Raw genomic sequence first — 22,324 nt, 5'->3', positions numbered from 1 at the left:
ATCAATGCGAGGTGGCGATGTCGAACATTTTTCTGGTGCTTGATGAGCTGGACAACTGGCCGGCGGACTTTCCAAGCCAGGGCGTGATTTCGTTCGACACCTATCTGGCCGAGCACCCGGTCAAGGGCCAGAAAAAGACCCGCATCATCAACCTGTGCGCCACCGACCGTTACTTGAGTCGTGGCTATTACTGCTCGCTGCTGGCGGAAGCGCGCGGCCACAAGGTCATACCGGCGGTCAACACACTCAATGACCTGGCCAGCGAGGCCCTGTACCTGATGCAGCTCAATGATCTGCTCAAGGATCTGCAGCGCCAGGAACCGGCTTTGAAAGCGGCGGGCGAACTGCGCTTCAAGGTGTATTTCGGTCACACCGACAATCCAGCTTTGGGCGCGCTGGCACGACGACTGTTCGAGCGCTTTGCCTGTCCGGTGCTGGAGGTCGTGCTGCAATGGCAGCAGCAATGGCAGATCAGCAGTATCGCCGCGTCGTCCTTTGCCGAGCTTGAGGCCGACGAACATGGCGCCTTTCTCGCCGCGCTGGAGCAGTTCACCCAGAGCTTGTGGCGCAGTCCGCGGCAGCGCAAGACCAGCCGCTGGGACATGGCCATTCTGGTCAATCCCGAAGAAGCCTTGCCGCCGAGCGACGCTGCGGCGCTCAAACGGCTGGAGCGCGCCGCGCGCAAGGTTGGTATTCGTCCCGAATTCATCCAGCCGGCGGACTATGCGCGGCTCGGCGAGTTTGACGCGCTGTTCATCCGCGAGACCACCGAGATTGCGCACCACACCTATCATTTTTCCCGCAAGGCACAGATCGAAGGCCTGGTGGTGATCGATGATCCGACCTCGATCCTGCGCTGTTGCAACAAAGTGTTTCTGCAGGATGCGTTCAGCTACAACGGGGTGCCCACGCCGCGCACGCGCATCGTCTCATCGGCTGATGAGGCGGCGCTGGATGCGCTGGAAGAGCAGTTCGGTTATCCGCTGGTGCTCAAGATTCCCAACGGCTCGTTCTCGGTTGGGGTCAAGAAGGCGGAAAACCGCGCCCAGCTCGACAGCGTGCTGCGCGGCATGCTCGACACCTCGGCACTGGTGATTGCCCAGGAATATTTGTTCACCGAGTACGACTGGCGTATCGGGGTGCTCAACAACCGGCCGCTGTACGCCTGTCGCTATTTCATGGCCAAGAACCACTGGCAGATCTACAAGCATGGCGAGGGCCGCGTGGGCAGCGGTGGGTTTGAAACTCTGCCGACCTACGAGGTGCCCAAGGCGGTGCTGGCCGCTGCGCTCAAGGCGGCCAAGATCATCGGCGATGGCCTCTATGGCATCGATCTGAAGCAGCAGGGCAGCAAGGTCTACGTGATCGAAGTCAACGACAATCCGAGCCTGGAGCACGGGGTTGAGGATGCGTTTTTAGGCGATGAGCTGTACATGCAGATCATGAGCGAATTCGCCCGACGGCTGGAAAAACGTGGACGCTAGGAAAGCGCTGGATTCTTCAGCGTGCCCCTAATCAGCCCGGGCGTTTTCGATCACCACTGCGGTGCGCAAACGATCACGGCCGAACAGTGACATGCGGTCGAAATCGCTGCGTGCGATCGGCATCGACTGACAATCCAGTGCGCTCTGATCATCGCCCGGATCCGGGTCGTTGATGTACAGGCATTCCTCGTCAATCGCGGTGATCGCAACCCAGTGTGGCGCTTTCTTGCGATCCAGGCGCCAGGTGCTGATCAGGACCAGGATCATCGCTCCACGGGCGATCCAGCGGGCCAGATCGTCCTGGCTGACATCCTGGTAGCGGACCGTCACGCCGTTGTCCTGGGCGCTGGCGATGAAGCGCTCGTGGACCAGCTCGATCAGGGCCTTTTTCTCGCTGCTGCGAACCCCGTCGAGGAACAGTGGACCTTGCCGGTTGATCAGCGCCTGGGCTTTGAAACCGCGCCGCTGCGCGGCCAGGGCCAGGCCCACCGGGTGACAACCACCGTGGCCGGCGGTCATGTAAATGGTGGTGGCTTCGCGCCACAGGTCCAGCTCTTCGCCACGACTGAGTTCCTGGGTCGGGCGCAGACTGGCCATGGCCATCATGGCCGCGGCGGGGCCGCAGGTGAATGGGGTGGTTTGCTGGTACCAGGGCACCCGGTTGGCCTGCAGATTTTCCGGTACGTAGCGGATGCGCTTCTGCATGCGCAGGGCATTCTGGTGATCTTCGTAGTAATCATTCCAGGTGCCAAAGCGTTGATAGCCCAGCGACTGATACAGGCCGATGGCCTGCTGATTGTCCTCAGCCACCTCCAGACGCATGTACAGGCGGCCACGCCGCGTGGTGGCCGCTTCCAGGGTGGTGAGCAGCTGTTTGCCCAGACCCAGGCCGCGTGCCTCCGGTGCCACGGCCAGCGAGTACAGCCGGGCCAGACGGGTGCCGCGATGCAGCAGCACCAGACCGTAGCCCAGAGCTACGCCGTCGCGCAGGGCGATCAGCAGTTCCCGATTGCTGGCCGCGATCCAGTGACGCAGGCGCCGGCGACTGAGGCGGTCACTGGAGAAACAGCGTTGTTCCAGCGCACACAGGGCGTCGAGATCCTCGGGCCGGGCCGCGCGCAGGCTCAGTTCAGTCACGCTCGCTGATCCGGCCGCGCAGCTGTTTGACCCGTCCGCGCTGGGTTTTGCTGTCCATGCGCTTGCGTTGCGATGAGCGCGTCGGGCGGGTGGCCTTGCGTGCCTTGGGCTTGAAATCGGCGCGCCGGATGCATTCGGCCAGACGGGCCAGGGCATCCTCGCGGTTTTGTTCCTGGGTACGGAACTGCTGCGCTTTGATGATCAGTACGCCATCTTTGCTGATGCGCTGGTCGGACTGCTGCAGCAGGCGCTCGCGGGTGCGCTCGGGCAGGGAGGACGCACCGATATCGAAGCGCAGGTGTATTGCGCTGGAGACCTTGTTGACGTTCTGTCCGCCTGCGCCCTGGGCCCGAATCGGGCTGAGCTCGATCTCGCTCAGTGGAACTTGCAGATGCTCGTTGATGTGCAGCATGGCATCACGCTACCACTTGGCGTACTGGTCTTCGACGAAACCGGGCATGGCCAGCACCTCGATCAGCTCGCCCTCAGCGCCCACGATGCGGCCGCTGAAATGGCCGAAAATCTGCTTGAAATCGCTCGCCGCAAAACCGAGGTTGAAGCGCTCGGTGTAGGCCCCGGCCGGGGTGAAGACCATATCCAGACGGCCGTCGTGATTGGTCACCCGCCAGTCGCTTTCACTTGGCGCATCCCAGTCGTATTCGAACTGGCAAGGGCCCAGATGCTGCAGCCGACCCTGACGCCAGTAACAGTTCTCCGAATAGCTGGTTTCGTTGACGCCGCAGGACACGTTCAGGCCCACCGCTTCGCCCGCGGTTGAGGTGCCGGAGAAGCAGGCCCAGTTCCAGAAGGTCTCGCGGCGCATGTAGCCGGCGGAAAAATCGTGGTGAGCGTAGGCCTGAACATCGGCCAGATTGTAGCGCTGGCCACGGCATTCGATGTGTCCTTGGGCCGGCAACGCCGCGACCTTGTGCGCATAGACCCAGCCGTTGCGGCCAATGCGCGTGCACAGCGACATGGGCTGGAATTGGCCGGCGGTCTCGTCGAATTGCGCTTCGATATCCAGTTTTCCGGGGACTTTGACGCTCAGTGTCTTGACCCGAGGGTTGTCGCTGTAGCCGAGCTCGATACGGGTGCGCCCGCTGCGCAGGCGACTGACACCGTTGCAGGGATCATCGGACAGGCGGCAGCCCAGCCCCAGCGGCAGACGGAAGGTCTTTTCGAACTGCATGCCGTGCTCGGGTGAGTAGACGTAGACAAACGCCATGGCGGCATGGCGCAGGTGAACCAGGGCGCAGCCGGCCAGCACCTGATCGCTGAGGATGCCGAAATACTGAAAGCGTTTGTAGCCGATCCAGCGGGCCAGCGGGCCGGCCGGGCGGCCCATCGGGGTGCGGTGCCGATAATCGCCAAGATTGATGTGCAGGGCATCAGAAAAATGGCCGAAGCGCGGGGCTCCGTCCGGGGTGATCAGGGCGCGGGGTGAAGACATGGCTGAGCCTGGAAAAATCTGCGCTGATGATAGCGGTCGCGGGATTCCTTCGACTAGGGTCTGTTAGCAGACCCTAGGGCTGGGCGGGTGCTTCAAGCCAGATCAGTTCGGGGGCTTGGCCGCGCCGTACATAGACGATCGCGTTCTGGGCATAACGGCGCCCCCAGACGCAGGCGGTGGGTCTGTCCATGCCAAGAATCAGGACACTGGGTTCGGCCGACCAGCCGGGATTGTCGGGAATGCCCAGGCCGGGCCAGAAGGACCAGCCTTCGGCGCGCAATGCGGCGTGCAGCGCCGCCATGTGCTGGCGGTTGTGTGGCGCGCTTAGCGCCGCGCTGTACGGGTTGCAGGCGGTTACAAAGGCGGCCTGCTCGAAGCCGTGGGCGCGCAGGTGTTCGTCCAGCACGGCGTGATGCTGGCCAATGTGCAGATCGAGCGGCGCTGACGCTGTATCCGGGGTCACCCGGTAGCAGGTTGCAAGATAGGCCTGATGCAAAGCGCTGTTTGTCGGCATGCCAGATTGACAGTGTGCTCAAACTGGTCGGAGGATACCGGCGATCTGATCACGCCGTCATTCGCATGCCCGAAGCAATGTCCCCCTGGTTGTCCGTTGCTGCCATCGTCGGTGCAGCGGCGTTGCTGCATATCCTGTCGTTTGTGCTGATCCGGCGTCTGCCGGGTCTGCAGGCCAGCTGGGCCCAGCGTATTACCGCGGCCCTGCATCTGCAGCCGGGCCAGCGCATGAGCGAGCTGGTGTGGCTGCACTGGTCACTGATGTGCCTGCTGTGGTGCGGCGCCGGCTTGCTCAGCCTGCACGCCTTGGGCATGCAGCAGGTGGCCTCGGATGTGCTCAAGCGCCTTGCCCAGGCCGGCTTCAATGTGGCCGGCATCCATGTGGTGCCGGTGCGCCTGCTGTTTGGCGTGATGTTGGCGGTGGTGCTGATTTCCCTGGCCAGGATGTTGCGCGCGCTGATCGAGCGGCGCCTGATCAAACTGCGCCAGTTCGATACCGCCACCAGTGAATCGGTGGCCACCATGCTGGGCTATGTCGGATTCGTGCTGGCCATCCTCATCGGCTTGTCGGCCGCCGGGTTCAATCTGACCAATCTGGCCATCGTGGCCGGTGCCCTGTCGGTGGGGATCGGTTTCGGCTTGCAGAACATCGTCAACAACTTTGTCTCCGGACTGATTCTGCTCAGCGAGCGGCCGGTACGCCGCGGCGACTATGTGCGGGTCGGTAGCGTCGAAGGCGAGGTGCGCAAGATTCATATCCGTGCCACCGAAATCGAAACCCTCGATCGGGTCAGCGTGGTGGTGCCGAATTCCGAACTGATCGCCTCGGCGGTTTACAACTGGCGCTTGCGCGATCCGTTTACCCGGGTGGTGATCAGTGTCGGAGTGGCCTATGGCTCGGATACCGAGCTGGTTCGCGAGCTGCTGGTCAAGGCCGGGCTGGCGCATGAGGCAACCCTGCCGCTGGGCACGCCGGGAGTGCCCGACACGCACGCGTATTTCGTCAGCTTCGGTGACAGTTCGCTCAACTTCGAGCTGCGCACCTACATCCGCGACGTCAACCTGCGCGGCCGCGTCGGCAGTGACTTGCGCTTTGCCATCGACAAGGTGTTCCGTGAGCACGGGGTGGTGATACCGTTCCCCCAACGCGACGTATGGATGAAGAGCGATGTGGGCCAAGACTGATGCGATCAAGCCGGGCCAGCGTCCCGGCATGCTGTTCGAGCAGCACAGCCGCGTGCGCATATTGTGGACCCGCTACGACGGCGAAACCCTGGAGCAGGGCGAGCTGCAGGACTTTTCCGAATTGCCGGCCATACCCGAGCAGCATTGCCTGTGGCTGGACATCCTCGGTGTGCCGGGCACGCGCGGGCTGGATGCCCTGGGCGCCGCCTACGGATTGCATCGGCTGGCGCTGGAGGATGTGCAGCATCAGGGGCAGAAACCCAAGCTCGAGCAGTTCGACGATCATGCCTTCGCGGTCTTGCAGATTCCGACGGTCGAGGATGCCGGCGCCCGCTTCGAGCAGCTCAGCCTGTTCATTCGGCCGCATCTGGTGATCTCTTTGCATGATCGCGGTGATCTCTTTGATCCGGTACGGCGGCGCCTTGAAGCCGGGCGCGGAGTGATTCGCGCCGGTGGAGCGGACTATCTGCTCTACGCACTGATGGATCTGACCGTGGATCTGGGGTTTCCACTGATCAGCAGCATCACCGAGCACCTCTACGAGCTTGAGGAGCGGGTCGAGGAGGCGCATGCCGATCTCAGCCGCGACATCTACAGCGTGCGACGCCAGCTGTCGGCCCTGCTGCGCCAGGCGCAGCGCCAGCAGGAGGTGGTGCGTGAGCTGCTCGACAGCGACCAGATCGATGGCATTGCTGACCAGCATGTTTTCTGGCGCGACTGTCTGGATCATGCCGACCGCTACGCCGAAGGGCTGGCCTTTTTGCGCGAAAGTGCGGCGGATTTGCTGAACACCCATCTGGCCCTGATCAGCCATCGCATGAATGATGTGATGAAGGTGCTGACCGTGATGTCCACGGTGTTCGTGCCGCTGTCGTTTCTGGTTGGTCTGTACGGCATGAACTTCAACACCGACAGCCCCTACAACCTGCCCGAGCTGGGCTGGAAGTTCGGTTATCTGTTCGTCTGGGGCGTGATGGTGTCGGTGGTCGCCGGAGTGCTGATTTTCTTCCGTCGCAAGCGCTGGATTTAAACCCCTTCCGGAATCGCGTGCTCTTGGCAATCGTGAGCGATCAGCGTACGCTTTCGTGCTGTAATATACATAACTGTATTTAAGGAGACTGGATGTCGCTGTTCAGCCATTCCGCCTACGACGAGCATGAGCTTGTGCACTTTGTGCGCGATGTCGACTCGGGCTTGCGCGGCATCATCGCTGTCCATTCCAGCGCGCTGGGGCCGGGTGCGGGCGGTTGTCGGATGTGGAACTACGCCTCCGAGGACGCCGCCCTGCAGGACGTGCTGCGCCTGTCGCGCGGCATGAGCTATAAGAACGCCATGGCGAATCTGCCTTTGGGCGGCGGCAAGGCGGTGATCCTGGGGGACGCGCGGCAAGACAAGAGCGAGGCCTTGTTCGAGGCTTTCGGGCGTGCCGTCAACGGACTCGCCGGGCAGTACGTCACGGCTGAAGATGTCGGCGTGTGTGAGGCCGATATGCAGATCGTGGCGCGTCATACCCGTTATGTCAGCGGTCTGCCTCAGAACGGTGATGCCGCCGGTGGTGATCCCTCGCCGAAAACTGCCCTGGGTGTGTTCTGTGGCATTCAGGCTGCGGTCAGCGCCAGTTTGCGTCGCCAGGACCTGGACGGCTTACGCGTGGCGGTGCAAGGCCTGGGCAATGTGGGGCGCCACCTGTGTGCGCTGCTGCATGAGGCGGGTGCACGCCTGTGGGTGGCGGACATCGATGACGAAGCGGTGGCGCAGGTTTGCCAGCGTTTTGATGCCACCCCGGTTGCGGTCGACGAGATTCTTTACCAGGACGTTGATGTGCTGGCCCCCTGTGCCCTTGGAGGGGTGCTGCACAGCGACAGCATTCCGCGTCTGCAAGCGCGCATCGTCGCCGGTGCGGCCAACAACCAGCTGCTGCGTGATGCCGACGGTCAGCGCCTGTTCGAGCGCGGCATTCTGTATGCCCCGGACTACGTCATCAACGCCGGCGGCATCATCAGTTGCTCGGCCGAGTACATCGGTGGCTTGAGCGCGGCGGAAGTGGATGCTCGGGTGGCCGACATCGGGCCGCGCCTAGCCGAGATTTTCCAACGCTCGCAGCGCGAAAAACACCCCCCCAACGAAATTGCGGATGCGCTGGCCCGAGACAAACTCGGGCGTTCAAGCTGAAGCCAATCCGCAGCCGGAGGAGACATGACCGATAAAACAAAACTCAAGCTGCACATCCCTGAACCACCGGCTCGACCGGGTGAGGAACCGGATTTTTCCGAGTTCATCATCGTCGATGCCGGAAGCGTGCCGCGGCCTGCTGTGGACACGCCGGATGATCAGCTGCGCGACTACCCCTTCACCCTGATCCGGGTGCTGGATGACGCGCAACGTGCTGTTGGCGAGTGGGATCCACAGCTTGATCCCGAGACCCTGCGGCGTGGCTTGCGTCACATGATGCTGACCCGCGCATTTGATGCACGCATGCTCAAGACCCAGCGTCAGGGCAAAACCTCGTTCTACATGCAGTGCACGGGCGAGGAAGCCTGTGGGGTGGCTCAGGCCTATGCGCTGGACGATGACGACATGCTGTTCACCAGCTACCGCCAGCAATCGATGCTGGTGGCGCGTGAGTGGCCCTTGGTGGATCTGATGTGCCAGATCTTCAACAACCCCAAGGACCGCACCAAGGGCCGTCAGCTGCCGGTGCTGTACTCGGTTGCCGATGCCAACTTCTTTTCCATCTCCGGCAACCTGTGCACCCAGTATCCGCAAGCTGTGGGCTGGGCCATGGCCTCGGCGTACAAGGGCGATAGCCGCATCGCTGCGGCCTGGATCGGCGAGGGCACCACGGCCGAGTCGGACTTCCACAATGCCCTGACCTTCGCCTCGGTGTATCAGGCGCCGGTGGTGCTCAATATCACCAACAATCAGTACGCCATCTCCAGCTTTCAGGCCATCGCCGGAGGTGAACAGTCGACCTTCGCCGCGCGCGCCATCGGCTACGGCATACCGGGGCTGCGTGTCGACGGCAACGATTTTCTTGCGGTCTATGCGGTGACCCGCTGGGCCGCCGAACGCGCCAGGCGCAATCTCGGCCCCACCCTGATCGAGCTGTACACCTATCGGGTGGCGGCGCATTCCACCTCGGATGATCCCAGTGCCTATCGTTCCGCCGCCGAGGCCACCAGCTGGCCGCTGGGTGATCCGATCGAACGTCTTAAACAGCATCTGATGGGGTGCGGTGAGTGGGATGAGCAGCGCCATGCCGCCTTGCAGGAGGAACTGGACGCGCAGGTCCTGGCCGACCTCAAGGAGGCCGAAAGCCACGGCACCCTGGGCACCGCCCCGTGCAGTCCGGCCAGTATGTTTGATGACGTGTTCAAGGAATTGCCCATCCATCTGCGGCGGCAACGTCAGCAGGCCGGCTATTGAGGAGCGTTCGCATGGCACGCATGAACATGATCCAGGCGATCAACTCGGCGCTGGACATCATGATGAGCAGGGACCCGGATGTGCTCACTTTCGGTGAGGACGTGGGTTACTTCGGTGGGGTGTTTCGCGCCACCGCCGGTTTGCAGCAGAAATACGGCAAGCAGCGCTGTTTCGACACGCCGATTTCCGAGTCCGGCATTCTTGGCATGGCCATCGGCATGGGGGTGTATGGCCTGCGCCCGGTGGCGGAAATCCAGTTCGCCGACTACATCTACCCGGCCTTTGACCAGCTGGTTTCCGAGGCGGCGCGCCTGCGTTATCGCTCCGCCGGCGAGTTTCACGCCCCGATCACGGTGCGTTCGCCGGTCGGTGGTGGCATCTACGGTGGACAGACCCACAGCCAGTCGCCGGAAGGGGTGTTTTCCCACGTATGCGGCCTGAAGACCGTGATTCCGTCCAACCCGTACGACGCCAAAGGCCTGCTGATCAGCGCGATCGAGGATGATGATCCGGTGCTGTTCTTCGAGCCCAAGCGGATCTACAACGGCCCGTTCGAGGGTTACCACGACCGGCCTTTGACGCCCTGGTCCAAGCACCCGCTGGGCGAGGTGCCCGAGGACTATTACGCCATCCCGCTGGGTCAGGCCAAGATCGTGCGGCCCGGTGCCGCCGTTACCGTGCTGGCTTACGGCACCATGGTGCACGTGGCTGAAGCTGCGGTGGCGGAAACCGAAATCGACGCCGAAATCATCGACCTGCGCAGCATCATCCCGCTGGACATCGACACCATCGTGGCGTCGGTCAAGAAGACCGGCCGTTGCGTGGTGATCCACGAGGCGACCCGCACCTCCGGTTTCGGTGCCGAACTGATTGCCGAAGTTCAGGAGTACTGCTTCTATCATCTGGAGGCGCCGATCGAGCGGGTCACCGGCTGGGATACGCCTTACCCGCATGCCTTTGAATGGGAATATTTCCCCGGGCCCAAGCGCCTCAAGGAAGCCTTGCAACGGGTCATGGAGGCGGCGTAATGGGCGTGCATACCTTCAAACTGCCGGATATTGGTGAGGGCATCGCCGAGGCTGAAATCGCCGAGTGGAAGGTCGCTGTCGGCGATGACATCGTCGAGGATCAGCCGCTGTGCGACATGCTCACTGAAAAGGCTGCGGTGGAGATTCCTTCGCCGGTGGCCGGCAAGATACTCGAGCTCAAGGGAGCGGCCGGGGATCTGGTTGCCGTGGGCGGACCGCTGGTGCTGATCGAAGTGGCCGGCGGGGCACCGCTTGAGGCAGATGCGAGTGCGGCGCCGGAGCCTGAGTTAACGCCGCAGTCGGCTGATAACAAAGCCGACAGCGGGGGCAGCCCGGCTGTTGTCAGCCCTTCGCCGCGCCGCGACGCGACGGCGTCCGCAAGTGCATCAGCACCGCGACCACCGGGTGAAAAGCCGCTGGCCTCACCCGCTGTGCGCAAACGGGCTCGTGAGCTGGGTATCGAGCTTGCCAAGGTGCGCGGCAGCGGACCCGCGGGGCGTATCAGCCACGATGATCTGGATGCTCACGTCAACGGCGCGGGCGCAGCAAGCGCGGGGCGTGCGCCGCGCATGGCGGTGGAGTCCGTGAAGGTGATCGGTGTGCGACGCAAGATCGCCGAGGCGATGCAGCGGGCCAAGCAGCGCATCCCGCATTTCGCCTATGTCGAGGAATGCGATGTCACCGAGCTGGAGAAGCTGCGCCAGCAACTCAATGCGCAGCGCACCGAGAATCAGGCCAAGCTGACCATGCTGCCTTTTCTGATGCAGGCACTGGTCAAGGTGGCCCCCGAATTCCCGCAGATCAACGCGCAATTTGATGACGAGGCCGGCGTGCTGCACCAGATCGCCGCGCTGCACATCGGCATCGCAGCGCAGACCGACAATGGCCTGGTCGTGCCCGTGGTGCGGCACGCGGAAACCCTGGACATCTGGGCCATGGCGGCGGAGCTCAAACGTCTGGCCGACGCAGCGCGCAGCGGCACGGCCAAGCGTGAGGAGTTGTCTGGCTCGTCGATCACCATATCCAGCCTGGGGCCGCTGGGCGGTATCGTCTCTACCCCGGTGATCAACGCGCCTGAGGTGGCCATCGTCGGGGTCAACAAAATGGTCGAGCGGCCGGTGATCCAGAACGGCATGGTGGTGCCGCGCCTGATGATGAATGTGTCGTCCTCCTTCGATCACCGCATCGTCGACGGTTGGGATGCGGCGTCGTTCATACAACGCATCAAGCAGCTGCTGGAAACGCCCGCGCTGCTGTTCATGCAGGAGTGGTCATGAGTCAGCAGGTGGACACCCAGGTGCTGGTGGTGGGAGGTGGCCCGGGCGGCTACGTGGCCGCTATCCGGGCCGGTCAGCTTGGTCTCAAGACCACCCTGGTGGAAGCCGACCGGCTGGGCGGCACTTGCCTGATGCGCGGCTGCATACCCTCCAAGGCCATGATTCACGTGGCCGGCAAACTGGAGGAGATGCTGGTCCATGTCGGTCAGGGCCATCAGGGTATCCGGCTTAGCAGCATGCCGCAGTTCGACATGGCCTATGCCGTGCAATGGAAGAACAGCGTGGTCGATCGTCTCAACAGCGGTGTTGCCGGCTTGCTCAAGCGCGCTGGTGTGCGCGTGGTGGCGGGCTGGGCGCAGTTCGAGGATGCCAAGCATTGTGTGGTCGCAAGCGCCGAGGGTGCGCTGCGCATCCGTGCCGAGCAGGTCATTCTGGCGACCGGCTCTGTGGCCTGCGGCCTGCCGCATATGCCGTTTGATGGCGAGCGCGTGCTGTCTTCAACCGAGGCACTGGATTTGCCGGCGCTGCCGGCCTCCATGGCTGTGGTGGGGGCGGGATACATCGGTTTGGAACTGGGTATTGCGTTTGCCAAACTGGGCTGCAAGGTGAGTCTGGTGGAGGCGCAGGATCGTATCCTGCCGTTGTATGACCAAGCCTTGGTCAAGCCGGTGGAAGACTGGCTGCGCCGTCATGACATCGACATTCACCTTGAAGCCAAGGCGTCCGCGCTCACCGATCACGCGCTGCTGGCGCAAACCGCGGGCGGCGAGATCAGCGTAGCGGCGGAAAAAGTGCTGGTCACCGTCGGGCGCCAGCCCAACACGGCCGGTTGGGGGCTGGAGAATATGCCGGTCGAGCGCGCTGGCGTGTTCGTCAAAGTGGATGAGGCGTGCCGCACCTCGGTCAGAGGGGTCTATGCGATCGGTGATCTGGTCGGCGAGCCCATGCTGGCGCACAAGGCCAGTGCCCAGGGCGAGATGGTGGCCGAGTTGATCGCCGGGCATAAGCGGGCTTTCGAGCCGCGTGCGATTGCGGCCGTGTGTTTCACCGAGCCGGAAATCGTTGGTGTAGGGCTGAGTCCGGATGATGCCCGGGCCCAGGGGCAGGACATCATCGTTGGAGAGTTTCCGTTACGCGCCAATGGCCGTGCCCTGAGTATGGATGCCGGGGCGGATGGCGGATTCGTGCGCATCACCGCGCGCGCCGACAACCATCTGGTGCTTGGCATACATGCGGTTGGCCGGCATGTCTCGGAGCTCTCCGGCGAATTTGCCCACGCCCTGGAAATGGGCGCACGTCTGGATGACATCGCCGGCACCATCCATGTGCACCCGACGCTCAGCGAAGCCTTCCATGAAGCCGCGTTGTCAGCGCTGGGTCAGGCCATCCATTTCTGAGCCTGACCCGCTGCGTCGGAACACGCTGAGCACATCAATCGGCAGGTTCTGTTCCAGCAACACGCCTTTTTCCGTGACCAGGATGTCGTCGGCGCGGAACATGGGAGGCCGCGCCAGCTGCACGGCGGACGGAAAATCAAAGGTCAGCAGATTGGTGTTCTGCAGAATTTCACCGTCAAACGACATCTGAAGAATGCGCCCGCCGAGAAAATCGGTGACCAGCAAGGTGTCGCCAGCGATACTCAGGTCATCGTGGATCGCCACATTGAAGGCGATCGGTGTGACCGGCCCGGCACTGCCATCGTCGAGCAGATCAACGTAGAAGATGCTGCCGCCGTCGGTGCTGAAAAAACGCTGCCCGCTGACCGCCAGGCCGTTGGGAAAGCGCGGCTGGTTGCCTACACCGAAGGGCAGCAGGCCCAGCACGGCGCCATCAACCCAGGTTTCCTGACCGAGGATGGTCATGTTGTCAGCCGGATCGATGCGCAGGCGCACAATCTTGGGCTCGGGTGGCAGGCAGACCGGGTTCAGTGGTTCATCGACCACATACAGTTCACCATCCGGCCCCAGCGCTGCGCCATTGGCGATGCACATGCCCTGCATCTGGAAGATCGGCGCCAGGCTGGCCACGTCGTCCAGCGGTGCGGCAAACAACTGGCCGTCGCCGCAGACCACGTACAGGGTCTGTTGTTTTTGCGCCATGCCAGTGAAGTTGCAGCCTGCTTCGGTCAGCGGTACGGCTTCAAAACTGTCGTCGCTGTGCTGAATGACCTCATAGGCGTTGCTGCCGCCGGTGACGAACAAACGGCCTTCAGGCGTGAAGTGAATGTTCTCCGCATCCGGGATGTTGACCAGTTCGATGACCTCGCCGCAGGCGGAGTTCACGCACAGGTCTTGCGCATCGACGATGTTGTTGTCGGGGCCGCGATCGGCGCCGCAGGCGGTAAGTGTTGCGGTCAGCAGGCTGGCCGCAATGGCGTATGTTCTTGTCATGGTCTCCCCAGAGAAAGTGCGCGGTTACACTTTGTGTCCGGATTCTAGGGTGAAAACGCCAAGACGCAATGAGTGACTTCAGTGATTTTCTGCGCGAGCAGTTTTCTCACCTGGGTGATGTCTCGGTGCGGCGCATGTTTGGAGGCGCCGGTCTGTTCTGCGACGGGCTGATGTTTGCGCTGGTCGCTGACGAGGTGGTGTACCTGAAAGTGGACGACCACAACCGCGCCGCGTTCGAGGAGAAGGAGCTTGAGCCTTTCGTCTACCAGCGCAAGGCCCAGCCCGTGACCCTGTCCTACCACCGCGCGCCGGAGGAGATTTTTGACGACCCGGATGCGGCGCGCTACTGGGGACGGCTGGCGCTGGATGCAGCTGTGCGGGGGCGTAAAACATGAGTCATGGCGAGCTGTTCATACAGCCGGCCTATCTGGATGCCTTGCACGGCAGTGGCAGTGCTGCGCCGGAGAGCGGTTGGCAGCACCTGCCTGAGCTTGCCCCCATGGCCTACCTCAAAAGCCATTCCTGGGGCGAGTTCGTGTTTGATTTCGAAATCGCCAATGCCTACCGGCAGGTTGGCATGGAGTACTACCCGCGCCTGGTTCTGGCCGTGCCCTTTACCCCGGTCAGCGGCCCGCGTCTGTGCGGGTTGACGGCGCCCGCGCTTGAGCAGGCCGTGGCGGAGCATGAGGCATCATCCGCGCATGTGCTGTTCGCCCAGACCGAGGATATCGAGGCCTTGACCCAGGCTGGCTGGCTGGCCCGCCAGGATTTGCGCTATGTCTGGCGTGATCGTGGTTTTGCTGATTTCGAAGGCTTTTTGTCTGCCCTGGCGAGCAAGAAGCGCAAGAACATTCGTGCAGAACGGCGCAGTGTGGCCGCGCTGGGCCTCGACATCCGCTGGCAGGATGCCGGTGAATTCAGCGCCGAGGAATGGCAGCAACTGTATCGGCTCTACACCCATACCTACGCGGTGCGCGGTCAGGCGGCCTACCTTGAGGCCAGCTGTCTGCGGGCTTGGGCGCGTGACCTGGCCGAGCAATTCGTGTTTTGCGTGGCGCGCCGCGATGGCGAGCTTGTTGCGATGGCGTTCTTCTTTCGCGATCACGACACCCTCTACGGTCGCCACTGGGGCAGCAGTTTGGCCGCTGACAAGCTGCATTTCGAGCTGTGTTACTACCAGGGCATCGAATACTGCCTGGCTCATGGGTTGACCACCTTCGATGCCGGTGTGCAGGGCAGTCACCGCATTCTGCGCGGTTTTGAGGCGGAGCTGAGCCGCTCGGCGCACTGGTTTGCCGACGCGCGTTTCCAGCGTGCGCTGGCTCGCGCTTTTGAGCAGGAGCGCACCGAGATCGAGCGTTATCTGGAGCAGGCTCGCAGCCATTCGGCCTACGCGCGCTGAAAAAAACCGCGACCTTGTCCGGATTCTGTGCGATCTTGCGTATAGCAAGGTGAACCGTACGTATGGTCAGGTCATGATCGATAAGAACAATCCCGGCGCCGCTTTGCAGCCGGACATGCCGCCCAGCCAGCCTGGCTTTCTGGAACTGGCTTCTTCGTCGCATTCCTCGCGTTTGCTGCGGGTGATCGAGCGCGTTGGCATGGGTGGATCGATCTTCCTGGCCTGTGCCGCTTTGTCCGCCATGTCGGTGGCGCTGGCCTCGCTCGCACATTATCTGACCGGTGACCCGATCGGCGTGACCGGCCTGCTCAACACCACCATGATTCCGTTTGTGTTAGGTGCGCCCACGTTGATTGCGGTGTTCTCTCTGTTGCAGCGTCTTGAGGCTACGCGTGCCGAGTTGGCCCGTTTGTCAACGCTGGACATGCTGACCGGCGCACTCAATCGGCGCAGCGTGATTGCCTGGGGTGAAGTGGCCTGCCATCCGGCGCCACATGAGACCCCGGTGCCTTACGTGTCGGTGGCGCTGATGGATGTTGACCGCTTCAAACAGGTCAATGATGAACACGGACATTTGATTGGCGACGAAACGCTGCGTCAGCTGTGTCGGGCGGTCAAGCGTCACCTGCCGCCGCAATGTCATTTCGGACGTTACGGCGGTGAGGAGTTTGCCGTGATCATGCCGCAGCTCAAACCGCAACAGGCCGAGGCGCTGGCCGAGTTGCTGCGTGAAGCGGTGCAGGCCGATTGTGCTCGGGTTCAGGGTCATCAGGTTGAGGCCACGGTGTCGATCGGTGTGGCCAGTGCGCGGGCAGGTCAGGGCGAGTTGGCCGATATGTTGTCACGCGCAGACGAGGCACTCTATGCAGCAAAGCGTGCCGGCCGAAACCGGGTCATGGCAGCCACGCCGGTGACGCCAGCCAAAGTCAGTCGGATCTGAATACGGTGCCGGGTCAACGCGGCCGCCCACGCTGCGTTGAACTTGCACATTCCGATGGATACGGCTTATGCGTTTGGTTCTTGTGGTGGCGGCACTGGCGGGGTTGTCGGCGTGTCAGGCGCCGGATTCGGATGAGCAGGACACGGCTGCATTGAATGGCGTATGGCGTGGTGTGGTCAGCGATGCCCAGCAGCATGAATCCTTGCAGGCTCACGTGCTGGACGGCCTGATGCTGGCTGTCAGTCATGATGGCAAGCGTGCACACAGTGGTGAATTACGCCTTGAGAACGGGCGTTTGCAAGGCTTGTATGCCGCGCGTGATGAGTTCGGCGCGCGCGATCGCGATTACCAACTGCGTGGGCAGGCCCGCAGCGGCGACAGTATTGAAGCGGACCTCTATGGCAAGCGTGAGGATGCGGCGCTTAGTCTTTTCTACAACGCAGATCAATCCTACCAGCACGCGTCCTACGCGCAGATTGCAGGGCTTTATTACCTCGACAGTGCCGCCTTAAAGATCAGCTTGTCGGTGGATGAAGACGGCTGGATCGAGGGCTACGATGACGCCGGTTGTGCCTATTTCGGCCATGTTGCCGTTCCCCATGCGGGGCGCAACGTCTATGCCGTTTCCATGGAGGTGGAAGGCTGTGCGCTGGCTGGTGATTTTGCCTTTGGTCTGGGCAGCCTGCGCGAAGCAGGAGGCTGGCCACAACTGGTTCTGCCGGTATGGTTTGATGAGCACGACCGCGTTGAGCCCTGGGTGCTTGAGCGGGTTTAAGCGGGCATAAAAAAAGCGGTGCACCGCGTGGCGGGCACCGCTTTTTGTACGTCCGTTGAAACTAGCTGCCTTTTTCCGGCGTGGTCTTGGCTTGCGTGGTTGCAGCCTTGGCCCGTGAGGTCGCGGCGCGTGCACGTGAGGTCACGTTTTTGCGTGCGCTGGTTGCCGTTGACTTGGCTGTTGATGAGGCCTTCTTGGCCGTCGTCGTCGCTTTCTTTGCAGCTGTTGTTGCAGTTTTACGCGCTGTGGTGCCAGCTTTTTTCGCCTGGGTGCTGGTGCGTGTGGCGGTCTTGCGCGCGGTGGTGGTGGCTTTCTTGGCCGTGGTATTGGCCTTCTTCGCCGTTGTGCTGGCGGCTTTCTTGGCGGTGCTCGAGGCTTTGCTGGCCGTTGCCGATGCCTTCTTGGTTGCTGTGCTTGCGGCTTTCGTGGTCTTGCGTGCGGCCGGCTTGGCCTTCGCTTTGGCCGTGGTGGTGGCCTTTTTGGCTGCTGTCGACGCGCTTGCCGTGGCTTTCTTCGCTGTTGTCTTGGCGGTGCTGGCGGCCTTCTTGGCCGCAGGTTTGGCTTTGGCAACGGTGGTTTTGACCGCGGCTTCAGCTTTCGCTACCGGTGCTGCAGGCGGCGGCGGATCGCCGGTCAGTTTGGCCACTTCGGCTCGCGTGTCATTGATGATGTCTGCGGTTTCGCGCAGGTTCTCCAGAATGCGGTCCATGGTCTCCTGGAGCATCGCCAGCTGAGTCTTGGCTGCGCCTTTGACGCTGCCACTCTTGCTTGCTGCCTTGAGACTTTTCTGCAGTTCCTTGTAGTGGTTCTTGAGCCCGTTGAGCTCGTGGTCAACCAGCTTTTCAAACCCGTTGGAAATGATGAGCCGCAGCTCATCCACTTTGGACTTCAGATCCTTCAACTTCTTCTTCGTGGCCATATTGATGCCCCCTGTGCGCAAGCTATTCAGGCGAAAGGAAAAACCCCGCCGCAGTGTAGGCGGCAGGGCGCGCCACTGTCAAAACACAGGGAGATGTGATACGCGCGCAGCCGGGTCACTGAGATTACATTCACCGGTTTGTCGTGTCTGGCTGGTAATATGCGCGGTCCACAAAGCGCGGGCGCGCGACGCACCCGTGATCATGACAACCAACCACGGAGCGAAGCATGGAATTTCAGGGACAGTCCCTGCAGCTCAAGATGCTGGGCGATGGGATCGCCGAGTTGATCTTTGATCTGCAAGGCGAGTCGGTCAACAAGTTTGACCGCCAGACGCTGGATGAATTGAAACAGATTGGCGACAGCCTGGCTGCGGCTAAGGACGTTAAAGGCCTGCTCGTCAGCAGCGCCAAGCCAGTGTTCATCGTCGGTGCTGATATCACCGAATTCGGTGAGAGTTTCAAGCAGTCGGATGAGCAGTTGCTGGAATGGTGCGCGCAGTCCAATGCGATCTTCAACACGATTGAGGATCTGCCGTTCCCGTCGGTCACTGCGATCAACGGCATCGCTTTTGGCGGCGGCTTGGAGATGGCGCTGTCGACCGACTACCGCGTGATGGCGGATGTGGCGCAGATCGGCTTGCCGGAAGTGAAGCTTGGCATTATTCCGGGCTTTGGTGGCACCGTGCGTCTGCCGCGCCTGATCGGCGCTGACAATGCGATCGAATGGATTGCCAGCGGCAAGCCGCAGAAAGCCGACGCCGCGCTCAAGAATCACGCCGTCGATGCGGTTGTCAGTGTTGATGCGTTGCGTGATGCCTCGCTGGCGCTGCTCAAGGATGCGATTGACGGCAAGTTCGACTGGAAGGCCCGTCGCGCTCAGAAAACCGGCAAACTCAAGCTCAACATGGTCGAATCCATGATGGTGTTCGAAACCGCCAAGGGCTTCATCGCAGGCCAGGCCGGCAAGAACTACCCGGCCCCGCTGGCGGCTGTGAAGTCGATTCAGAAAGGCGCGGGTAAGGATCGTGATGGCGCGCTGAAGGCTGAACACGAAGCCTTCTTGTCGGTGGCCAAGACGTCGGTGGCCGCCAGCCTGATCGGTCTGTTCCTGAATGACCAGCTGCTCAAGAAGAAAGCCAAGGGCGCAACCAAAGCCGGCAACAAGGTCGAGCTGGCTGCGGTACTGGGTGCCGGCATCATGGGCGGCGGTATTGCCTACCAGTCGGCTTCCAAGGGCACGCCGATCGTGATGAAGGACATCAAGACCGAGCAGCTCGAACTGGGCCTGAACGAAGCCAACAAGCTGCTAGCCAAGCTGGTCGAGCGTGGCAAGATCGATGCGGTCAAGATGGGCAAGGCCCTGGCCAACATCCGGGCAACCCTGAATTACGGCGATTTCAATGACGTCGACATCGTGGTTGAAGCGGTGGTTGAAAACCCCAACGTCAAGCACGCGGTGCTGGCCGAAGTGGAAGATCAGGTTGGTGAGGATGCGATCATCACCTCCAACACCTCGACCATCTCGATTTCCTATCTGGCTCAGGCGCTCAAGCGTCCGGAAAACTTCTGCGGCATGCATTTCTTCAACCCGGTGCACAAGATGCCGCTGGTGGAAGTGATCCGTGGCGAGAAGTCCTCTGATTTGGCCGTCGCCACCACCGTGGCTTACGCTGCGGCCATGGGCAAGACCCCGATTGTGGTCAACGACTGCCCGGGCTTTTTGGTCAACCGCATTCTGTTCCCGTACTTCGCCGGCTTCCAGGCGCTGATGAACGAAGGTGCTGATTTCCGTCAGGTCGACAAGGTCATGGAAGGCTTTGGCTGGCCGATGGGCCCGGCCTACCTGCTCGACGTGGTCGGTATCGACACCGCCCATCATGCTCAGGCAGTGATGGCGGAAGGCTTCCCCGATCGCATGAAGTCCGAGCAGCGCACTTCTCTGGACGTGATGTACGAGGAAACCCGTTACGGTCAGAAGAACGACAAGGGTTACTACGTCTACGAAGTTGACCGTAAAGGGCGTCCCAAGAAGGTCTTCGATGCTGGCGTGATGGACATGCTCAAGCAGGTTCAGCCGGACGGTGTGAAGGAGTTCGACAAGCAGGAGATCGTCGAGCGCATGATGATTCCGATGATCATCGAAACCGCTCGCTGCCTGGAAGAGAAGATTGTCGAAACCCCCAACGAGGCCGATATGGGCCTGATCCTGGGGATCGGTTTCCCGCCGTTCCGTGGTGGTGCCCTGAAGTACGCCGACACGCTGGGGCTGCAGGCTGTCATCGACATGGCAGCCAAGTACAGCCATCTCGGCAAGTTGTATGAGCCGACTGAGCGCATGCGTGAAATGGCCGCCAACGGCGAAACCTACTACGGCTGAACGGATACGGAGTTAAACCATGACTGAAGTGGTAATTGTTGATGCGGTCCGCACCCCGATGGGCCGCTCGAAAAACGGCGTGTTCCGCAATGTGCGCGCCGAGAATCTGTCAGCCGAAGTCATCAAGGCTTTGCTGGCGCGCAACGCGGCACTCAACGCCAAGGACATCGAAGATGTGATCTGGGGCTGCGTGCAACAGACCCTGGAGCAGGGCTTCAACATCGCCCGCATGGCCTCGCTGCTGGCGGGCCTGCCGCATGAGGTGTCGGGGCAGACCGTCAACCGTCTGTGTGGTTCGTCGATGACCGCGATTCATACCGCGGCTGGTGCGATTCACGCGGGCCTGGGTGATGTGTTCATCTGCGGTGGTGTTGAACACATGGGCCATGTACCGATGACCCACGGTGTTGACCCCAATCCGGCCCTGTCGGTGAACGTGGCCAAAGCCTCGGGCATGATGGGCTTGACCGCCGAACTGCTCGGCACCATGAATGGTATTTCGCGCGAAGCGCAGGACGAATTCGCCCTCAACTCGCACAAGAAAGCCTATCGCGCCAACACCAATGGCGAGTTTGCCAATGAGATGATCAAGGTTGCCGGGCATGCTGCTGATGGTGCTGCGACCCTGGTCGATTTCGACGAAGTGGTGCGTGCCGATGCCAGCCTGGAAGGCCTGGCGCAATTGCGCCCGGTGTTCAACCCGGCCAGTGGCACGGTCACCGCAGGCAACTCCTCGGCGCTGTCCGATGGTGCTTCCGGTGTGCTGCTGATGTCGCGCGAGAAGGCCGACGAACTGGGCCTCAAGCCGATGGCCAAGATTCGCGCCATGGCCAGTGCCGGCTGTGATCCGTCGGTGATGGGCCGTGGTCCGGTGCCGGCTACGCAGAAGGCGCTCAAGCGTGCCGGGCTGGAGCTCTCGGATATCGGTGTGATCGAGCTGAACGAAGCTTTTGCGGCACAGTCGCTGGCCGTGATGAAGGAGCTCAAGCTGTTGGATCAGCAGGACAAGGTCAACCTCAAGGGCGGCGCCATTGCGCTGGGTCATCCGCTGGGTTGCTCGGGTTCGCGCATCACCGGTGCGTTGGCTCACATCATGAACGAGCAGAACCAGCAGTTCGGTTTGGCCACGATGTGCATCGGCATGGGCCAGGGTGTGGCTACGATTCTGGAAAAAGTGGACTGACAAAACCACGCATGCAAAAACGAGAAGCCGGGCTTGTCCCGGCTTTTTTGTGCCTGGCCAAAGATGCGGCTAGCATTTTTGGCTTCACCTGCCCGCAGTGCCGGGACTGGCCGATAGATCCATGACCGCTTCATCGACATCCCGTGCAATGAGCCTGCTGCAGACCTTGGGCTGGGAAACCGCCCTGTATGCCTTTGCCTTATGGCTGCTGAGCGTGCAGGGCTGGGGGCCGGGGGATGTGGTCTGGTCGCTGTGGTCGACCAGCTTGATCACCGGCTACATCACCCTGTTGGTCACGATCATCGGGGGCGGCGCAACCTTGGCGGCGCGCGGCGGCGGTGGTCTCGGGGCGTTTGCCATTTTGCTCGCGGGGGCTGCCTTCATGCTGGCCTTTTTCAGCGTGCACTTTGGCATGTTCCACGTCATTCACAGCGTGTTTCTGAACCTGTTCTTCCCGCTGGTGGAGTGGGGGCGTCAGGAGCCAGATCTTCTGGTCCAGGCTCAGACGTACCTGATGCGTTGTTTTGAGGCCTACCCCGCCTTCATTGCGCTGTGCGTGCTGTCTCATGTGCCGGCATGGCGGCGTCCTGCGTCACTGCGCCATGGCATGACTGCGCCCTATGCCAATGTGGTCAAATTGCACCTGATCATTATGGCAATTGGGTTCAGCCAGGCGGCCAGCGCCGAGTATGCGACGGTGATCGTTTTCCTCGGGGTGTATTTCCTGCCGTTAGGCGCGATATGGCGGGCCGTGCGTGGCGTACCCCGCGACGCTACAGCGGCGAGTTGATGTGTTGTGCGCCTCGACAAGACATCGCCCCGACTGGATCCAGCCGG

Annotated in this window: 21 protein-coding genes; 15 read left to right on the top strand and 6 right to left on the bottom strand. The window is 61.9% G+C overall.

Going from position 1 to position 22,324, the window contains the following annotated elements; translation table 11 throughout:
* Positions 1-17: 17 nt before the first annotated feature.
* Positions 18-1,484, top strand: a complete 1,467-nt coding sequence (locus tag ATO7_RS05660; RefSeq protein ID WP_083560348.1) for a RimK family protein — start codon at positions 18-20, stop codon at positions 1,482-1,484.
* A 27-nt stretch (positions 1,485-1,511) separates the two neighbouring features.
* Here ATO7_RS05660 and ATO7_RS05655 read toward each other — a convergent pair whose 3' ends face one another.
* The 4 genes from ATO7_RS05655 to ATO7_RS05640 all read right to left on the bottom strand — a co-directional run bounded on the left by ATO7_RS05655 (position 1,512) and on the right by ATO7_RS05640 (position 4,585).
* Entirely contained in the window at positions 1,512-2,621 is a 1,110-nt protein-coding gene (locus ATO7_RS05655; RefSeq protein ID WP_083560345.1) for a GNAT family N-acetyltransferase/peptidase C39 family protein, read from the bottom strand.
* Positions 2,614-3,033, bottom strand: coding sequence for an alternative ribosome rescue aminoacyl-tRNA hydrolase ArfB (gene arfB / locus ATO7_RS05650; RefSeq protein WP_083560343.1), 420 nt, complete (start codon positions 3,031-3,033; stop codon positions 2,614-2,616). Before arfB ends, ATO7_RS05655 begins: the two co-directional genes overlap by 8 nt.
* A gap of 9 nt (positions 3,034-3,042) precedes the next feature.
* Entirely contained in the window at positions 3,043-4,071 is a 1,029-nt protein-coding gene (locus tag ATO7_RS05645; protein ID WP_083560340.1) for a DUF2804 domain-containing protein, read from the bottom strand.
* A gap of 73 nt (positions 4,072-4,144) precedes the next feature.
* Positions 4,145-4,585: a DUF3293 domain-containing protein gene (locus ATO7_RS05640; protein WP_083561021.1), complete on the bottom strand. Its 441-nt coding sequence runs from the start codon at positions 4,583-4,585 to the stop codon at positions 4,145-4,147.
* A gap of 65 nt (positions 4,586-4,650) precedes the next feature.
* Between ATO7_RS05640 and ATO7_RS05635 the strand changes: the two genes are divergently transcribed.
* The 7 genes from ATO7_RS05635 (at position 4,651) to lpdA (ending at position 12,897) form a co-directional block, all read left to right on the top strand.
* Positions 4,651-5,769: a mechanosensitive ion channel family protein gene (locus tag ATO7_RS05635; protein WP_158523064.1), complete on the top strand. Its 1,119-nt coding sequence runs from the start codon at positions 4,651-4,653 to the stop codon at positions 5,767-5,769.
* Positions 5,753-6,799, top strand: coding sequence for a magnesium/cobalt transporter CorA (gene corA / locus ATO7_RS05630; protein ID WP_083560337.1), 1,047 nt, complete (start codon positions 5,753-5,755; stop codon positions 6,797-6,799). Before ATO7_RS05635 ends, corA begins: the two co-directional genes overlap by 17 nt.
* A 92-nt stretch (positions 6,800-6,891) precedes the next feature.
* Positions 6,892-7,941, top strand: a complete 1,050-nt coding sequence (locus ATO7_RS05625; RefSeq protein WP_146680160.1) for a Glu/Leu/Phe/Val family dehydrogenase — start codon at positions 6,892-6,894, stop codon at positions 7,939-7,941.
* 24 nt (positions 7,942-7,965) lie between these two features.
* A complete protein-coding gene (locus tag ATO7_RS05620) occupies positions 7,966-9,195 on the top strand; it encodes a thiamine pyrophosphate-dependent enzyme (protein WP_083560335.1) in 1,230 nt (409 codons plus the stop codon).
* Between the two features lie 11 nt (positions 9,196-9,206).
* Positions 9,207-10,223: an alpha-ketoacid dehydrogenase subunit beta gene (locus ATO7_RS05615; RefSeq protein WP_206044799.1), complete on the top strand. Its 1,017-nt coding sequence runs from the start codon at positions 9,207-9,209 to the stop codon at positions 10,221-10,223.
* A complete protein-coding gene (locus ATO7_RS05610; RefSeq protein ID WP_083560333.1) occupies positions 10,223-11,500 on the top strand; it encodes a dihydrolipoamide acetyltransferase family protein in 1,278 nt (425 codons plus the stop codon). The genes ATO7_RS05615 and ATO7_RS05610 overlap by 1 nt, the downstream gene beginning before the upstream one ends.
* Positions 11,497-12,897: a dihydrolipoyl dehydrogenase gene (gene lpdA / locus ATO7_RS05605; protein WP_083560331.1), complete on the top strand. Its 1,401-nt coding sequence runs from the start codon at positions 11,497-11,499 to the stop codon at positions 12,895-12,897. Before ATO7_RS05610 ends, lpdA begins: the two co-directional genes overlap by 4 nt.
* Here lpdA and ATO7_RS05600 read toward each other — a convergent pair.
* Positions 12,868-13,890, bottom strand: coding sequence for an SMP-30/gluconolactonase/LRE family protein (locus ATO7_RS05600; protein ID WP_083560329.1), 1,023 nt, complete (start codon positions 13,888-13,890; stop codon positions 12,868-12,870). The genes lpdA and ATO7_RS05600 overlap by 30 nt on opposite strands.
* Positions 13,891-13,958: 68 nt before the next feature.
* On the opposite strand from ATO7_RS05600, the gene ATO7_RS05595 reads away from it, so the two are divergent.
* The 4 genes from ATO7_RS05595 (at position 13,959) to ATO7_RS05580 (ending at position 17,007) form a co-directional block, all read left to right on the top strand.
* A complete protein-coding gene (locus ATO7_RS05595) occupies positions 13,959-14,285 on the top strand; it encodes a TfoX/Sxy family protein (protein WP_083560327.1) in 327 nt (108 codons plus the stop codon).
* Positions 14,282-15,292, top strand: a complete 1,011-nt coding sequence (locus tag ATO7_RS05590; protein ID WP_083560325.1) for a GNAT family N-acetyltransferase — start codon at positions 14,282-14,284, stop codon at positions 15,290-15,292. The genes ATO7_RS05595 and ATO7_RS05590 overlap by 4 nt, the downstream gene beginning before the upstream one ends.
* A gap of 49 nt (positions 15,293-15,341) precedes the next feature.
* Positions 15,342-16,232, top strand: a complete 891-nt coding sequence (locus tag ATO7_RS05585) for a GGDEF domain-containing protein (RefSeq protein WP_146680159.1) — start codon at positions 15,342-15,344, stop codon at positions 16,230-16,232.
* Between the two features lie 67 nt (positions 16,233-16,299).
* Positions 16,300-17,007: a hypothetical protein gene (locus ATO7_RS05580; RefSeq protein WP_083560321.1), complete on the top strand. Its 708-nt coding sequence runs from the start codon at positions 16,300-16,302 to the stop codon at positions 17,005-17,007.
* Positions 17,008-17,068: 61 nt separating this feature from the next.
* Here ATO7_RS05580 and phaP read toward each other — a convergent pair whose 3' ends face one another.
* Positions 17,069-17,926, bottom strand: coding sequence for a TIGR01841 family phasin (phaP, locus tag ATO7_RS05575; protein WP_083560319.1), 858 nt, complete (start codon positions 17,924-17,926; stop codon positions 17,069-17,071).
* Positions 17,927-18,153: 227 nt separating this feature from the next.
* Between phaP and fadB the strand changes: the two genes are divergently transcribed.
* The 3 genes from fadB to ATO7_RS05560 all read left to right on the top strand — a co-directional run bounded on the left by fadB (position 18,154) and on the right by ATO7_RS05560 (position 22,277).
* Complete coding sequence (fadB, locus tag ATO7_RS05570; RefSeq protein ID WP_083560317.1) at positions 18,154-20,304, top strand: fatty acid oxidation complex subunit alpha FadB; 2,151 nt, start codon at positions 18,154-18,156, stop codon at positions 20,302-20,304.
* Positions 20,305-20,323: 19 nt separating this feature from the next.
* Positions 20,324-21,487, top strand: coding sequence for an acetyl-CoA C-acyltransferase FadA (gene fadA / locus ATO7_RS05565; protein WP_083560316.1), 1,164 nt, complete (start codon positions 20,324-20,326; stop codon positions 21,485-21,487).
* A gap of 121 nt (positions 21,488-21,608) precedes the next feature.
* The gene (locus ATO7_RS05560) at positions 21,609-22,277 is read left to right on the top strand and encodes a DUF6498-containing protein (RefSeq protein ID WP_146680158.1); all 669 of its coding nucleotides are present in this window, start codon (positions 21,609-21,611) and stop codon (positions 22,275-22,277) included.
* Positions 22,278-22,324: the final 47 nt, after the last annotated feature.

Origin of the sequence: Oceanococcus atlanticus, assembly GCF_002088235.1 — a bacterium.
Classification (GTDB): Bacteria; Pseudomonadota; Gammaproteobacteria; order Nevskiales; family Oceanococcaceae; genus Oceanococcus; species Oceanococcus atlanticus.
The sequence above is the reverse complement of the archived record's forward strand: the minus strand, read 5'-3'. Positions and strand labels throughout refer to the sequence as shown.